General features: G+C 68.7%; 15 protein-coding genes. 5 read left to right on the top strand and 10 right to left on the bottom strand.

What is annotated here, in order from left to right; genetic code table 11:
* Nucleotides 1-167: 167 nt before the first annotated feature.
* The 5 genes from AC3RCE_RS13900 to AC3RCE_RS13880 are packed head-to-tail and all read right to left on the bottom strand — an operon-like array spanning nt 168 to nt 4,601.
* Nucleotides 168-710: a phage tail protein gene (locus AC3RCE_RS13900; RefSeq protein ID WP_218294906.1), complete on the bottom strand. Its 543-nt coding sequence runs from the start codon at nt 708-710 to the stop codon at nt 168-170.
* A 12-nt stretch (nt 711-722) separates the two neighbouring features.
* Nucleotides 723-1,907, bottom strand: coding sequence for a type 1 periplasmic-binding domain-containing protein (locus AC3RCE_RS13895; protein WP_492253263.1), 1,185 nt, complete (start codon nt 1,905-1,907; stop codon nt 723-725).
* Nucleotides 1,904-2,932 (bottom strand): sulfotransferase family protein, encoded by a 1,029-nt coding sequence (locus tag AC3RCE_RS13890; RefSeq protein WP_218294908.1) that lies wholly within the window; start codon nt 2,930-2,932, stop codon nt 1,904-1,906. Before AC3RCE_RS13890 ends, AC3RCE_RS13895 begins: the two co-directional genes overlap by 4 nt.
* The gene (locus tag AC3RCE_RS13885) at nt 2,920-3,768 is read right to left on the bottom strand and encodes an aspartyl/asparaginyl beta-hydroxylase domain-containing protein (protein WP_492253262.1); all 849 of its coding nucleotides are present in this window, start codon (nt 3,766-3,768) and stop codon (nt 2,920-2,922) included. Before AC3RCE_RS13885 ends, AC3RCE_RS13890 begins: the two co-directional genes overlap by 13 nt.
* Nucleotides 3,765-4,601 carry a hypothetical protein gene (locus AC3RCE_RS13880; RefSeq protein ID WP_218294910.1) on the bottom strand — a complete coding sequence of 279 codons (837 nt, stop codon included), beginning with the start codon at nt 4,599-4,601 and terminating at the stop codon, nt 3,765-3,767. The genes AC3RCE_RS13885 and AC3RCE_RS13880 overlap by 4 nt, the downstream gene beginning before the upstream one ends.
* A 445-nt stretch (nt 4,602-5,046) precedes the next feature.
* On the opposite strand from AC3RCE_RS13880, the gene AC3RCE_RS13875 reads away from it, so the two are divergent.
* The 4 genes from AC3RCE_RS13875 (at nt 5,047) to AC3RCE_RS13860 (ending at nt 8,410) form a co-directional block, all read left to right on the top strand.
* Nucleotides 5,047-5,970: a LysR family transcriptional regulator gene (locus tag AC3RCE_RS13875; protein WP_218294911.1), complete on the top strand. Its 924-nt coding sequence runs from the start codon at nt 5,047-5,049 to the stop codon at nt 5,968-5,970.
* A gap of 360 nt (nt 5,971-6,330) precedes the next feature.
* On the top strand, nt 6,331-6,936 hold the full coding sequence (locus AC3RCE_RS13870) for an NUDIX hydrolase (RefSeq protein ID WP_218294912.1): 606 nt from the start codon (nt 6,331-6,333) through the stop codon (nt 6,934-6,936).
* A gap of 125 nt (nt 6,937-7,061) precedes the next feature.
* A complete protein-coding gene (locus AC3RCE_RS13865) occupies nt 7,062-7,514 on the top strand; it encodes a YiiD C-terminal domain-containing protein (RefSeq protein ID WP_492253261.1) in 453 nt (150 codons plus the stop codon).
* A 326-nt stretch (nt 7,515-7,840) separates the two neighbouring features.
* A complete protein-coding gene (locus AC3RCE_RS13860) occupies nt 7,841-8,410 on the top strand; it encodes an EF-hand domain-containing protein (RefSeq protein ID WP_492253260.1) in 570 nt (189 codons plus the stop codon).
* Between the two features lie 151 nt (nt 8,411-8,561).
* Here the strand turns inward: AC3RCE_RS13860 and AC3RCE_RS13855 are convergent, their stop codons facing one another.
* From AC3RCE_RS13855 to AC3RCE_RS13835, 5 genes are all read right to left on the bottom strand, one after another.
* Nucleotides 8,562-8,720, bottom strand: a complete 159-nt coding sequence (locus AC3RCE_RS13855) for a DUF3309 family protein (RefSeq protein ID WP_007856361.1) — start codon at nt 8,718-8,720, stop codon at nt 8,562-8,564.
* A gap of 240 nt (nt 8,721-8,960) precedes the next feature.
* Complete coding sequence (locus AC3RCE_RS13850; protein WP_492253259.1) at nt 8,961-10,436, bottom strand: DHA2 family efflux MFS transporter permease subunit; 1,476 nt, start codon at nt 10,434-10,436, stop codon at nt 8,961-8,963.
* 173 nt (nt 10,437-10,609) lie between these two features.
* Complete coding sequence (locus tag AC3RCE_RS13845; RefSeq protein ID WP_492253258.1) at nt 10,610-11,914, bottom strand: HlyD family secretion protein; 1,305 nt, start codon at nt 11,912-11,914, stop codon at nt 10,610-10,612.
* Between the two features lie 53 nt (nt 11,915-11,967).
* Complete coding sequence (locus tag AC3RCE_RS13840) at nt 11,968-13,437, bottom strand: efflux transporter outer membrane subunit (RefSeq protein ID WP_370627703.1); 1,470 nt, start codon at nt 13,435-13,437, stop codon at nt 11,968-11,970.
* A 41-nt stretch (nt 13,438-13,478) separates the two neighbouring features.
* A complete protein-coding gene (locus AC3RCE_RS13835; RefSeq protein ID WP_218338520.1) occupies nt 13,479-13,982 on the bottom strand; it encodes a MarR family winged helix-turn-helix transcriptional regulator in 504 nt (167 codons plus the stop codon).
* Between the two features lie 160 nt (nt 13,983-14,142).
* Here AC3RCE_RS13835 and AC3RCE_RS13830 point away from each other — a divergent pair, with 160 nt between their 5' ends.
* Entirely contained in the window at nt 14,143-14,829 is a 687-nt protein-coding gene (locus AC3RCE_RS13830) for a Pr6Pr family membrane protein (protein WP_218338521.1), read from the top strand.
* The last annotated feature ends 29 nt before the right edge of the window (nt 14,830-14,858 follow it).

Below are 14,858 nucleotides of genomic sequence, written 5' to 3'. Positions count from 1 at the left end.
TTTGCACATGAAAACAGCAAGCCCGAACCCCAGCGGATCAGGGGATGAGCAGCCGAAGGCTCCTGTCCTCAGGGTGCGGTTTTTTGTTCAGTGAAGCAGAAATGCAAAAAGGGGCAAACGCTGCCGTCGGCCCCTTTTTTCCGCCGCTCCGTGGCGGGTTGGTCCATTCAGTTTCTGGACGGGTATATGCCCTCCACGGCAATGATGTAGTTCATCCCCAAATACGGGGGCATGATGGAAAACGGTTGACTGCCACCTGCAATACCGGTCGTCGCGCTGCTCATGGGCAATTGGGTATCGGCAGTGCCGCTGGCAGCATATTGGGCATTGCGCTGATTGGACGCTGCCGGCATCGCCCCGGGACCGGGTGCCTGCAGGGTGCCCAGGGTGGTGGATGCAGGAATGGTGGGCGCTGCATGGGTGTGTGCCGGCATTTCCGTGCTGATCAGCGTGTGGGTGGGGCTGCCGCCAATTTCACCCATGGTGACTTCGGGAAGTCCCGGCCCTTGGCCTGTGCCGACGGGAGCCCGGCCACGCAGGTCTGGCAAGGCAAAGGTGGTTTGTCCATTGCCGCCGTAGGTGGTGCCCAGCAGGGAAAACAAGGCCGTATTTTGGGCAATGCTCATAATTTGACCCTGGCAGAAAGCCCACCCACGGGGGGCGAAATTGCCAGCGAACATTTTGATTTCGGCAATAAACGGTTCACTCATAGCGATTCCTCATCAAGTCAAAAAGTAGCCAGTGATCCATCCACCCTGGGCGGCAGCGGACGCACCGAGGTGGGAGTAAGCCTGGTGGCGTTGGAGCCAGGTGCCGGTGACGGAGGTCGAGCGCTCCCACAACGGCCCTGCGCTGTCGCTGGCGGAACTGGCCCAGTACCGTTGTCCGCGAGGGCCCGCCAGCGGCTTGCTCGTCAATGCCGCCCAGACGTCCTTGGTGCTGGTTCCCGGGGGAGCGGCCGCCAGGGCGCTGCCCAGGCTGGCGCCGGCCTCTGCACCCAGCAGCGCAGCGGCGGTCCACGCAAGGCCTGCCTGTGCGAATCGAGTCTTCCAACCAGTCTCTGCGATGTCTGCGGTGGGCCAGCTTGCCACGGTCCATGGACGAACGCCCGAGGTGCCATCGGAAAGCCATGGGAACCCGGCCAGTTGGGTGCGCAGCAAGGCCGGCTGGGCTTGCCACCATTGGCTGAAACGGTGCGCCTGGGGGCCGGAGAACAATGCAATCACCGCATCCGGTTGCTGCGAAACAATCGCCTGCTTCAGATCATCAAATTCCGGTGAACGCCCTGGAGCGCCTGCAATGTGGCGGCCCACGATCTGCCCACCCAATGAGCGCCAGCGGTGCTGGAAGGCCTGGACAAAGTCATACCCCGATTCGTGCCAGCCCATCGACAGGAAAGCGCGTGGACCACATTGCGCGTGCACCTTGTCGGCCAGCGCGGATGCCATGGTGCACAGTTCGAGGCTGTGGCGAACCTGCAGGGGGTGCTGTTCCGAGGGAATGGCGATGTCGGCGCCGCTGTCGCTGATCCAGAGGGGCACACCGGCCTTCTCCGTCAAGGCAGACACCTTTTTCGCTAGCAAAGGGGGTATCCACCCCATCACGGCATCGATCTTGCCGTCCTGCAGTGCGGACCCGATGGCCTTGGCAGGGGCTCCAGGCAAGGGGCCTGCCGACAGCCAGGTCAGCCCGACCTGCGAGGCGCCAGCCTGCGCCAGGCCCAGCTCCACGCCGTGCCGGTAGTCGTGTGCAAGCTGCGGCAGCTTTTCCGACATGGGCGCGATGCCCAGGATGTGCCAATGGGGGCTTGACGGGCCGGCGGACGCGAGAACAGGCGTCGAGACGCCGGTGGCCGCCACCGCACTGCCCGCGGCCAGGAAATGGCGTCGATGCAGGGGGGCGATCATGGCAGTGCCTCCTCGGCGAGATGCGGGGAGGCTGCAGGATGGTGGGACTGGCGCAGGTCCTGAAGCCTCAGGTAGTGAGGGGCGATCCATTGCGCGGTCAGGGATTGAAGATGATCGCTTGCCATGCTGTGTTTGGATTCCGTGTCTGAAACATAGACTTGATGGGGGTGCTTGCCGTGCCGTGTGACACGTTCGCGCATCCGCTCTTGATCGGTCGCCGAGGCATTCCAGCCCATGTGGGAAAGCACCCGGGTTTCAATGGCGCCGGGCAGTTCGGCGTGGTCGAGCAGCAGTGTGCGCGCGGGGTCGAACTCCTGGGTCATGGCCGCATAGATGTTCCCCAGCACGCGCGCGCAGTAAAGCTCAGGGTGCATGACGGCCAGTTCATGGACGCTGAGACCGTCCAGGCATGCGCCCAGCGTGCCCGGCACAAGGAAGAAGGCGCGTTCTCGCATCTGCGAGACCAGCACCGCCAGGGGTTCCCGGGTCAGGAATGCCCAGGGCGTTTCGGGCCAGGCTTCCGCCACGAGCGGGGCCTTGTCTGTGTTCCAGGCGTCCAGCTTGATGCTGAAGGACTCCAGCCCCGGGCTGGCATCGTCGCAGCGCTGCCCCCAGGCACTGGCCCACGCCCGTAACGCACGGACGACCTGGGTCCTGTCCAGCCACCCGCTGGGCAAGGCCTGGCGCAGCAGAAAGTCCACCGGAGCGGGCTCCGACAGTTGCAGATGGTGCGGGCTTTCCGCCAGCGCCTGCGTGATGAGCGTGGAGCCACAGCGCGACACGTGGAAGATGACGAGCGAGGGGTCCAGGCCCGGCGACCGATCATGCCAGGCCAGCAGGTCGTGAAGCGGCGTCTGGCGCCGGAACGCCAGATGGAAGGGGTGCTGCATCTGGCTCTGGATGCCGTGCTGGAAGAAGGGCTCGCGCATCGGCTCGTCGAGCATGCGGATCCAGTCCACCATCACCTGGCCCTTGGCGATGTAAAAACGGATCGGGCGCCAGCCGCTGAAGTTCACAGAATCCATTGTTCCACCCACGCGCGGCGCCCGGCCTTCATGGCCGACTCCACATCCGATGCGTCAAATTGAAAGCCGGCGTCCTGCCCCATGCGCACCGATTCCTGCACGAACTCGGCGGTGTTGGTGATGGCGCTGAGCCTTGCGGAGTGTTCCGCATCCGCTCCCACGAAGTCGCGAAACCGGATGAACTGGCTCCACGGGTCGCTGGGGTCGGGCAGGGGCTCGCCGGCATCGCTGGCGCGGAAAGCCTCGAACAGGCGCATGTCCACCGAGGTGTCCGCCACCAGGTGGACCCGGGTCTGGCTGCCACGGTTGCGAACCCGGTGCGGGCGCGATACGTCGACGTACCAGCACTCGCCAGCCCGCAGCGGGATGCGCTCGCCATCGACATGGAAGAACACCTGCTCGCCCGTATGCAGCGGCACGTGCAGGCGGGCCTCGCCCCGCGCCGCGCACACGCCGGCATCGGTGTGCTCCTTGATTTCGCAGCCCGGCAGCAATTGCATGAGCCGCACGGACTTCCAGGGCAAGGCCATGGTGTCCAGCATGGCGCGCAGCGTGGGGCACTGTTCCAGCGCGGGCGTGTCGGCATAGCCCGATGCCGGCACATCAACAGGAACGACATCGATGGGGGCCTCGGGCGCGGAACGCAGCGCGAGCGCCTGCCAGCCGCCATCGTGGCGGCCCTCGTTGAAATGGGTGCGCCACAGCGAGGAGGGCAGGGCGTTGACTTCGGCCAGGGCCGCAGCGGCGTCGAACCGCCAGTGCAGCCGGGCTGTTTGCATGCCCTGCACCATCACGCCCTGGGGCTGTGCTTGCGCAGGTGATTCCAGAGGCGTCATTGCGCGCAGATGGCGTAGGCGATGCAGGCCGACGTCAGGGTGGGAACGCGGTAGGAGTTCAGAAGCCGGATGCTCCAACTTTGCACCGAAGCGCCGCAAGCGCCGCCCGCCGTGGGGTAGTTGGCGGCGATGAACACGCCGCCCGTATCGATCCCGCCAGCCCCGCTGGCACCCTCATACCCTCCCCCTACAACCTTCTCCCCGGGCAGGCAGCAGGCGGTCGCATTGCAACTGTCCGTGGTGCCGGTGCCGGTTGCGGTCCGCACATTGACACTGAGCGAGCCCGCAGGGCCTGGGAGGCCGGTCGCGCCCGTGGCACCCGTGGCGCCCGCAGGGCCTGTGGCGCCCGTGGGGCCGGTGGCTCCCGCCACGCCCGGAGCGCCGTTGCTACCCGCCGCGCCCGTGGCGCCGGCGGGGCCTGCCGTTCCGGTCGCGCCGGTCGCGCCAGTGGGGCCGGCGGCCCCGGTAGCGCCCGTGGTGCCTGCCGGGCCGGTGGCGCCGGTCGTTCCGATGGCTCCCGTCGCGCCGGTCGGGCCGGTCGCTCCCGTGGCTCCGGACGCCACGCCGGGGGCGCATTGCCCCAGCCGCCCGGACGGGCCGTCAAAGCACAGGACGCTGGTGTTCGTATTGGGCGTGCCCGACAGGCTGGGGACCAGCACTTCGCCGGAGCCTTGCACGCGCAGCCTGTCGGTGTTGGAGGGGCCTTTGATCACAAAGCCGCCACCGACAGGCGGCGTGATGCTCACATCCGCCGCATGGGCACCCAGGGTGGCCAACGCCAGGCAGGCCTGGCCGGCCCAAAGCGACTTGTATGAGAGAGTGGTGCGTGTCATAGATGTCTGAGGCTAAGGAAGCGGGGAGGCAAGAAAAGCGGGGCGTGGCCCGGGATGCGCGGAAAGGAAGCCCGCCGCGCGCGGCTTCTCGAAAGATGCAAGGAATGGGCCCGGGGCGCGGAGGCTGGCGCGGAGAAGCCCGGCACGGGCTTGTTTCTGGCGGGCAGCCGCGGGGGGCTGCATGAATGCATTCATCCTGTCCTCCCTGTGTATCGGCGGCCTTGGGGAATCCCTGGGCTCTTGTGGCTGTGCGCGGTGCCGCTGCTCGGGTGCCGGGCGCGGCTGGAGTGTGCAACAAAAAACACAGAGTGTAAATTTTTAACAATCATCGCGTTTACAGCGAAAGGCGCCTGGTGCAGGAAAGGAGGAGGGCGAGCCCGGGGGCGTGCAGGCGTCGCATCCTCTTCTTCCAGGCGACGGGCTCCGAGGGCGCCACAATCGGCCCATGGATTGGGATCATTTCCGCTACTTTCTGGAGCTCGCGCGCGCCGGCACGCTGGTGGGCGCCGCACGCCGCCTGGGCGTGGAGCACACCACCGTGTCGCGCCGCCTGCAGGCGCTGGAGAAACAGGTGGGATCGGCCCTTTTCGCCCGTGAAGCCGGGGGCCACCGGCTCACGGAAGCAGGGCGGCAGCTGATGCCCAAGGTGGAGGCCATGGAGGCCGCGTTCCTCGCGGTGGAGAGTGCGGCGCCTGGTGTGCGGCAAGGGCTGCACGGCCTGGTGCGCATCGGCACCACCGAGGGTTTTGGCAACCTGATCCTCGCGCCGCAGCTGGCCCGCTTCGCACAGAACCACCCGGGCCTGGTGGTGGACCTTCTGGCGCTGCCCCGCCTGGTGCACCTGTCGCGGCGCGAGGCGGACATCGTGATCTCCCTGGAGCGCCCCGTGCGAGGCGCGGTGCTGGTGGTCAAGCTCACCGACTATGTGTTGCAGCTCTACGGCGCGCGCGACTACCTCGCCGGCCATGCGCCCGTCCACACGGCCGACGACCTGCGCGGCCACACCTTCATCAGCTATGTGGACGACCTGCTGTTCAGCAAGGAACTGCAGATCCTCGACGAGCTGCACCGCCCCGCGCATTTCGTGCTGCGCAGCACGAGCATCCTCGCGCAGTACGAGGCGGCGCGCGCCGGTGCCGGGCTGGCGGTGCTGCCCGCGTTCGTGGCGGCCCAAGATCCCTCGCTGGTCCCGGTGCTGCCCGGGGTGGCGCGGTTCCAGCGCACGTTCTGGATGTCGATGCCCGCCGAGAACAAGCACGTGGCGCGCATGCAGGCCACCTGGGCGTTCTTGCGCGAGGCCGTGGCGGCCCGGCAAGGGTTGCTGCTGCCTTCCATTGGTGCTATTGATTCGGGAGCTGCTAGCGCTTGATGGAAAAGCCTTACGGGCGCTTTTCATGAATTTTTTGCAGTGCCGCGTGTCCCGGCACCGGTGATTGCGCCGCGGGGCCCTGGCACGGCGGCATCGCCGATGAAGGAGACCTGTGATGGCCAGGTACCGGATATTGAGCCTGGACGCCATCGCCACCCCGTATCCGATCGATGCCACGGTGGCGTGGATCCGCACCATGCGGCAATAGGCGGCAGGGCTTGCAGGCCTTCAAGCCGGCTGTGCGGTTGCGATTGCTTGCAACCTGGCCAGCCCGGCTGCACTGAAACCCGCCCGTGGTGGATAGGATCGCGTCCCCGCCTCGCACGGCGCCGCCTGGAGCCCGCCTTTTGGCCACATGCCATGACCACCACCCCGACAGCCGCCGACCCGCCAGCCTCCGCCCGGCCCGGCGCCCCCGTGCCCCGCGTGCGCCAGCGCGCCGCCGCCATCGTGGTGCGCCATGACGGCAAGGTGCTGCTGCACCGCCTGGAGCACGACACGTTCTGGGCCCTGCCGGGCGGGGCCATCGAGCCCGGTGAAAGCGCCTGCGAGGCCATCGCGCGCGAACTGCATGAAGAGCTGGACACGGCGGTGGCGTTGGGCGCGCTGGGTTTTGTGGTGGAGAACTTCTTCCACCACGCGGGCCAGTCATTCCATGAAATCGGGCTGTACCTGCATGCAAGCCCTCTGCCGGGGTCTCTGCTGGCCCGCTCGGATGGGCCCTATGAGGGTGTGGAGGGCATGCACAAGCTCATTTTTGCGTGGTTTTCCGCGGATCAGCTCGCCAGCCTGGATGTGCGGCCCAGCTTCCTGCGCGCCGCGCTCGCGCAGGACCTGGCGCGGGGACCGCGTTCAGGCGTGGCCCAGGTGCGGCACATCGTGCACCGGGACACGCCGCAGGCGGTGGCTGCCATCGTGGACACGCAGGCGCAGCGCCCTTGTGCAGCCCGTCCACCCCTTGCGTGAGGCTGCCCATGCGGGCCGGCCCGGCCTGAAAGCGGCGCCCCTGCGGGCCCGCCGTGGCAAAGTGGCGGCTTGCGGCGGGCCACACTTCCGCCACCGCTTCCCCGTGACCCTTCAGAATGCACGCCGTGACTCCCATTGACCTCCAAGGCTATCTGCACCAGCACATTCCCCTGTCCCACGCCATGGAGGTGACGGTGGTCGACGCCACGCCGCAGCAGGTGGTGCTGGCCGCTCCGCTGGGGCCCAACATCAACCACCGCGATACGGTGTTTGGCGGCAGCGCATCGGCCGTGGCGATCCTGGCCGCCTGGTCGATGCTGCACCTGCGCCTGTCGGCCGAGCAACTGGGCAGCCGTCTGGTGATCCAGCGCAACACCATGGACTACCTCGCGCCCATGGCCGGCGCCTTCACCGCCGTGGCGCAGGCGCCCACGCCGCAGGCCTGGCGCTCTTTCACCCGGATGCTGCAGCGCAAGGGGCTGGGCCGGATCGTGCAGGCGTCGGCGCTGCACTGCGATGGGCGGCCAGCGGGGCGGCTGGAAGGAGAGTTCGTGGCGTTCGGGCCGGGTTACCCGTAGGGCAGGGCCCTGGGCGCACGCCGACTGCGGCGGGCCGCCGGGGCATCCAGCCCCCGGGTTTGTCCCCGCGCTCCGGGCAGGCGAGACGCCGGCGTGCTCCAACGCTGGGGCATAGAGCGCCGCGTCGCAGCCGGGATGTGCCTGACAGGTGCCGAAATGGGGTCCAAAGGGTGCTTTTATCCTGCCACTGCGTCGTGGGGCGCGGCGTACCCTTCATGTCCTGGGCGAAGCGGTGATCACGGTGGCCTTGTCCTTTTGTCTTCTCCAAGCAAGGACCAGCAGGAAGGGCCAGGACACCGGGCTTTGCCCCACAGGAGTCCATGGCGATGTCACCTCTTATCTCCGGCCTTGCGTCCGTAGCCTCTCTGATCTTCAACGCAGCCTCCAGCGGGCCGGGCAAGTCCGCCGCATCGCGGCGCGGCGCTGGCGCGACCGAGCCTGAGCCCTCCACGGTCCTCACCCTGAGTCCGCAGGCCGAGGCATTGGCGGGGTTTGCAGAAAAAGGCATTCTGGTCTCGCAGGGCAAACTCGACGGCCCCGCCGTGGGCGCGGTGGGACGGGGCGGCGGTTTGGTGCCGGCGGGGGCTTCCGGCGCATCGGGCGGCCGGTCGGTCTCCAGGGAGGATTTTCGGGACCTGCTTGCCCGCTTTGGTGCCACCGAGGACCAAACCGAGCAGCTGACGGCAGGTTTTGACACCAACAAGGACGGATCCATCTCGCAGGATGAATTCCTCAAGGGCCTGGCCAGTACCAAGGGCGCCCAGGCGGGCAGTGGTTTTTCGCAGGCGGTGATGCAGCTCATGGACCAGGGCGGCAACGCGGATGGCACGGTGGCGCAGAAGGAGTTCGCGGCGTTCTCGACAGCCTTCGCGGCAGCGGGCCAGCGCCGGGCGTGAAAAGCCAGGCCGCAGGGGCATCGAACCCGGTGCCGCCAACGGGTATAAAAAAACGGCGCTTCCAAGGAAGCGCCGTTCTCTTGCGGGGCCGACAGGTGCCGCCACCCCTTGCGGGAGCAGGGCCCCCGGCCTCAGCCGGGAGGCGTCGTCGTCATATCCTGCCCATCAGCAGCAGGATCACGAGAATCAGCACCACCAGCCCGATCCCGCCGCTGGGTCCGTAGCCCCATGAGCGGCTGTGGCCCCAGGTTGGCAGTGCGCCAACCAGGATGAGGATGAGGACGATCAGCAGAATCAGCGAGAGCGACATGGCAGTTCCTTGTTGTGTGTTGCGGTGACTGCATTGTTGGGGCGCCCCCCGGGGTGCGGCCGAAGGTGCCGCGCCCGCCTGGAGGTCAGGTTTTTCCGACGTGGCCTGTGGGAGGCCGCGCAGTGCCGCAGTGCGCGGCAGGTGGTTTGAATGCTACAAAAAAAATAGCTGCCAGCGCTTGTTGTTAAAGCGCTGCAGCCATTTTTCGGTGTTATTCAGCTGCTGCCGGCCCGCTGGCCCTCAATGCGCTCCGGCCGCGTCGGCGGCGCCCGGGCCCTGGGCCCTGGGCGGCCGCCTGGTCAGCCAGATCAGCCCGATCAGCAGCAGGAACAGCCCGGCCGATCCGAGGAAGATGTCGTTGGCTGCGCGGGTGAATGCCTGCTGGTCGATCAGCCGGTTCACCTGCGCCAGCGCCTGCAACTGTGTCAGGCCCGATGCCATCAGGTTGTCCAGCGTGATGGCGAACACGCCCTGGCCCTGCACCAGGCCCTCGGTCAGGTGCGCATGGTGCATGGCGGCGCGGCTTTCCCACAGCGTGGTGGCGATGGACGTGCCCATGGCCCCGGCGGTGATGCGCACGAAGTTGCTCAGCCCGGCGGCGGCCGGAATGCGCTCGGGGGCCACCCCGGCCAGCGTCAGCGTGGTCAGCGGGATGAAGAAAAACGCCATGGCCGCACCCTGCAGCAGGGTGGGGATCAGGATGTGGATGAAGTCGGTCTGCACGGTGAACTGCGAACGCATCCACAGCACGATGCCGAACACGATGAACGCGCCCGTCGCCATGCGCCGGGGGTCCCATTGGCCCACCTTGCGGCCCACCAGCGGCGTGAGCAGGATGGCGAAGATGCCCACCGGGGCCAGCGCCATGCCGGCCGAGGTGGCGGTGTAGCCCATCCACTGCTGCAGCCACAGCGGCAGCAGCACCACGTTGCCGAAGAACAGCGCATAGGCCACCGACAGCGCGAGCGCCCCGAAGGTGAAGTTGCGGCCCTTGAAGAGCTTGAGGTCCACCACCGGGTGCTTGTCGGTGAGCTCCCAGACCAGGAACACGGCGAACGCCACGACCGCGACGACGGCCATCACGATGATCTCGTTGGAGGCGAACCAGTCGAGCTCCTTGCCCTTGTCGAGCATGAGCTGCAGCGCACCCACCCACAGCACCAGCAGGGACAGGCCCACGGTGTCGATCGGCAGCTTGCGGATCGGGGTCTCGCGCTTGCGGTAGATGCCCCAGGTGAGCACGCCGGCCAGCAGCCCCACGGGCACGTTGATGTAGAAGATCCACGGCCAGGAAATGTTGTCCGTGATCCACCCGCCCAGGAGCGGCCCCACCACGGGCGCGACCAGCGTGGTCACGCCCCACAGGGCCAGCGCCGTTCCGGCGAGGGCACGCGGGTAGCTGGCCAGGAGCAGCGTCTGCGACAGCGGGATCATCGGCCCGGCGACCAGGCCCTGCAGCACGCGGAAGAAGACCAGCATCTCCAGCGACGAGGCGAAGCCGCACAGCCAGGAGGTGAGCACGAACAGCAGCACGCTCATGGTGAACAGCCGCACCGCGCCGAAGCGCTGCGTGAGCCAGCCCGTGAGCGGCACCGAGATGGCGTTGGCAACGCCGAAGCTGGTGATCACCCAGGTGCCCTGGCCCGGGCTCACGCCCAGGTCACCGGCAATGGCGGGAATCGAGACGTTGGCGATGGACGAGTCCAGCACGTTCATGAACGTGGCCAGCGACAGCGACAGCGTGCCCAGCAGCAGGGCCGTGCCCTGCAGCGGGGGTGGGCCGTGGGCGGCCCGGGCGGGGCGGCTGGCGGCGGCGGCGCGGCGGGCAGCGCCGAGGCGCCGGCCTGGTCCGCGGTGGGGTTGGCGGCAGTCATGGAAAAGACTCCGGCTTACTGCACCACAGGGGCGCGCACGGGGGCGGAGGCGTGGTTCTGTTCCTGCCCGGCGCTGCCGCCCGGCGTCTGGACCACCTTGGGCGAGGCCACGGCCAGGGCCTTGCGGCCCAGGTTGGCGGCGATGATCTGGGCCACCTCGTCGTCGGCGGCCTTGAACTGCGCGTCGAACACGGCGGTGGCGGCCACGGGCGTGGTGCGCTGGGTGTCGGACAGGGTCTTGCCGCTCTGGTCGGCCGTGTCCACCTTCACGTCCATCGACAGGCCCACGCGCAAGGCGTGTTCGCTGACTTCCTTGGGGTCGAGGGCAATGCGCACGGGCACGCGCTGCACCACCTTGATCCAGTTGCCCGTGGCGTTCTGCGCGGGCAGCAGCGCGAAGGCGGCGCCCGTGCCGGCACCCAGGCCGGCGACCTTGCCGTGGTAGACGACCTTGGTGCCGTACACGTCGGCCACCAGCTCGGCGGGCTGGCCGATGCGCAGGTTCTGCAGCTGGCTTTCCTTGAAGTTGGCGTCCACCCACAGGTCGTTCAGGGCCACCAGTGTCATCAGCGGGGCACCGGCCTGCACGCGCTGGCCGACCTGCACGCCGCGCTTGGCGACGTGGCCGTCGAGCGGCGCCACCAGCTGGGCGCGCTGCACGGCCAGGTAGGCCTCGCGCACGCGTGCCGAGGCGCGCTGCACGTTGGGGTGCTGCTCGATGGAGGTGCCTTCGGTCTGCGTCTGGCTGGCGGCCAGTTGCTCCTGCGCGGCCACCACGGCCGCCTGGGCGGCGGCCACGGTGCTCCTGGCGGCCGTGACCTGGGCATTGGCGTGCTGGAACTCTTCCTTGCCCACGGCGCCGCTGGCCATCAGCGGGGCGCGGCGGGCCACGTCGTCCTGCAGGCGCGCGGCATCGGCCTGGGCGCGGGCCAGGTCGGCGCTGCGCAGGCTGACCTGGGCCTTCAGCGTGGAGTTGTTGGCGAACAGGGTGCGCACCTCGCGCACGGTCTGGGCCAGCTGCGCCTCGGCCTGCTCGAGCGCCACGCGGGCATCGGCGGGGTCGAGCTTGACCAGCAGCTGGCCGGCCTTCACGTAATCGGTGTCGTCCGCGCCGATGGAGACCACGGTGCCGCCGATCTGCGGTGTGATCTGCACCACGTTGCCCGCCACGTAGGCGTTGTCGGTGGTCTCCACATGGCGGCCATTGGCCCAGTGCCAGCCGCCCCAGCCGATGGCGGCCAGGGCCACGGCGGCGGCGATCAGGGTCAGGCCCCGGCGGCGGGCGGTGTTGGCTTCTTGGGAGGTGAGGGGTTCGCTCATGGCTGTGATCTTTCGGTAGGTGTTTGTTGTGTGTGTTTTTCGTGTGCCAGGAATCAGCGCGCGGCGGTGCGCAGCGTGTCGGTGTCGTCCGTCCAGCCGCCGCCCAGGGCCTTCATCAGCATGAGGCGGGTGTCGAGCTGGCGCGCGCGCAGGTCCACGGCCAGGCGGCGCTGGGCGAGCACCTGGCTTTCGGTGGACAGCACCACCAGATAGTTGCCCAGGCCCGCGCGGTAGCGCTCCTGCGCGAAGCGGTAGGCCTTCTCGGCGCTGGCGGCGGCATCGTCCTGCAGCGCCTGCTGGCGCTTAAGCGACTGCACCGAGGCCATGGCGTCGCCGGCTTCCTTGACCGCGTCGAGCACCATGCCGTTGTACTGGGCGATGGCGGCGTCGAGCTCGGCCTGGCGGCCGCCCAGCTGCGCGCGCAAGCGGCCGCCGTCGAAGATTGGCAGGCGCAGCGCGGGCGTCACGCCCATCTGGCGCGAGCCGGCGTTGAACAGGTTGTCCAGCCCCAGCGAGTTCAGGCCGATGAAGGCGCCGATGTTGATGTTGGGGTAGAACTCCGTGCGCGCGACCTTCACGCCCTGGGTGGCGGCTTCCACGCGCCAGCGCGCGGCCACCACGTCGGGGCGGCGGCCGAGCAGGTCGGCGCCCAGCGCCTCGGGCACGGGCGCGGGCTGCAGGGCGGCCAGCTGCGGGGTCAGGGTGGTGAGCGCATCGGGCGCCTGGCCGGTGAGCACGGCCACCTGGCGGCGCGCCAGGGTGATCTGCTCGTCCAGCGCCTCGATCTGCGTGCGCGCATCGGGCACGGCGGCCTGGGCCTGGGTCAGCTCGACCTGGCTGTCCAGGCCCGCGGCCACGCGGTCATTGGTCAGGCGGCGCTGCTCTTCGCGCTGCTCCAGCGCGCGCACCGCGACTTCGCGTTGCGACACCAGGCGCGCCAGGGCCACGTAGCTGCGTCCCACCTGGGCAGCCAGGGTGTTGGCTGCCGCGGCAGCATCGGCCTGGGCCGCGCGCGCCTGGCCCAGGGCGGCCTGCAGCTCGGCGGCGTGCTGGCCAAAGAAGTCGGGCGACCAGCTGAACGTCGCCTGCACCGTGCCACTGTTGTAGGTGTTGCCGGCCACCGGGGCGGGCACCAGGCCGTGCGCGGTGTAGCGCTGGCGCGTGGCGTCCACGCCCAGGTTCACCTGCGGGCCGCTGGCGGCTTCGCGCACCTGGCTCAGCGCCACGGCCTGCTCCAGGCGGGCGCGGCTCACGGCCAGGCTGGGGCTGCCCTGCAGGGCCTTGTCGACCAGGGCATTGAGCTGTGCGTCGCCCAGGGTGGTCCACCACTGCGACGGGGCGGCCGATTCGCTGGCCGAGGCGTTCAGACCCGCCCCGGCGGGCGTGGTCTGTGCCAGCGGCGTGTGTGCCGGCCCGGGGCTGGCGCAGCCGACCAGGAACAGGGCGGCCGCCAGCGCGACGGCCGAGACGGCGAAGTGGGCCGCCACGGCGGCGCGGGTTGAAAAGGGGGTGGGTTGGGACACGTCAATCTCCAGGGATTCGAAAAAAGTACGGGGCACCGCGATCAGGGCTGCGCGGGCGGCTGCTGGCGCAGCGCTTCGCCATTGGCCAGCATGCGGCGCAGCATGCGCAGCAGCAGCTGCCATTCGTCGTGGGTGAAGTCGCTCAGGTGGCCGTTGAGCACGTCCGCCAGCACGGCGGGCACCTGGGCGGCCACGGCCTGGCCTTCGGCCGTGAGCGCGAGCTGCACCACGCGGCGGTCCGTGGTGGAACGCTCGCGCAGCACCAGGCCCTTGGCTTCGAGCCGGTCGAGTGCCCGGGTCATCGACGCCGGATCGGTCTCCAGGTCGCGGGCGAGGCTGGCCACCGTGGTCTTGTCGCAGCGCGAGATCTTGTACAGCGGCAGCCACTGGGCGTAGGTCAGGTCGCGCGGAGCCAGCTGCGCATCCGCCTGGGTGCGGATGGAGGACATCACCTTGCGCATGAGGTAGCCCACGCTGTCCTCGGGCTGGAGGTGGTCGGGGCTGTAGAAGCCCTGGATCGAGGGGGTGGGGCGCGCGGAAGTCATGGGCAGGAATTTAATTGACTAGACAATGATTGTCTTTGCAATCAACTGATTCCCGAGTTGTTGCCAGGGGTTATTGCAACTTCCGTCCCTGGGTGAGATGGCCGTGCCACGGCCTTTGGGCTATGGTGCTGGCACATCCCATCGAGAGCAGGGCACACCCTTGAATCCTTCGCCACCCCCGTCTGCGCACGCCGCGCGCCCCACCCCGGCCGAAAGGCGGGCCACCTTTTCCCTTGCACTGCTTGTCTGGTTTGCCGTGCTGCTCCAGCTGGTGCTTTCCCTGCGGCTTGCATTGGCCGGCGGCCAGTCCGCCGTGCAGGGCCTGGTGGCCTATCTGGGGTACTTCACCGTGCTCACGAACATCCTGGTGGCCCTGGTGCTGACCTTGCCGGCGGCGGCCGCAGCCTCCTCCTGGGGGCGGTTCTTCGCGCGCGCGCCGGTGCAGGCGTGTGCCGCCATCAGCATTGTTCTGGTGGGCCTGGCCTACCACTTCCTGCTGCGCAACATCTGGGATCCCCAGGGCTGGCAGAGGCTGGCCGATGTGCTGCTGCACTACGCGGTGCCCGTGCTGTTCGGCCTGTACTGGCTGGGGGCCGCGCCCGGCAAGCGCGGGTTGCGGTGGTGGGTGCCTCTCGCAGCCTGCGCCTACCCGCTGGCGTACTTTGCCTATGCGCTGGTGCGTGGCGTGTGGCTGGGCAGCTACCCGTATCCGTTCATCGATGTGAACGCCCTGGGGTATGCCACGGTGCTGCGCAATGCGGCTGGCCTGCTGGGCGGCTTCGTGCTGGTGGGTTTCCTCTTCCTGGGGGCGGGCAGGTGGGCGGAGCGCGTGCTGCGCGGCGCATGAGCGTGCGGGCGGGCGGCCGATCGCCCGAT

The sequence above is a fragment of the Acidovorax sp. GW823-FHT05D11 genome (assembly GCF_058795695.1).
Note: the sequence above shows the minus strand (reverse complement) of the source record. Positions and strands in the feature narration are given on the sequence as shown.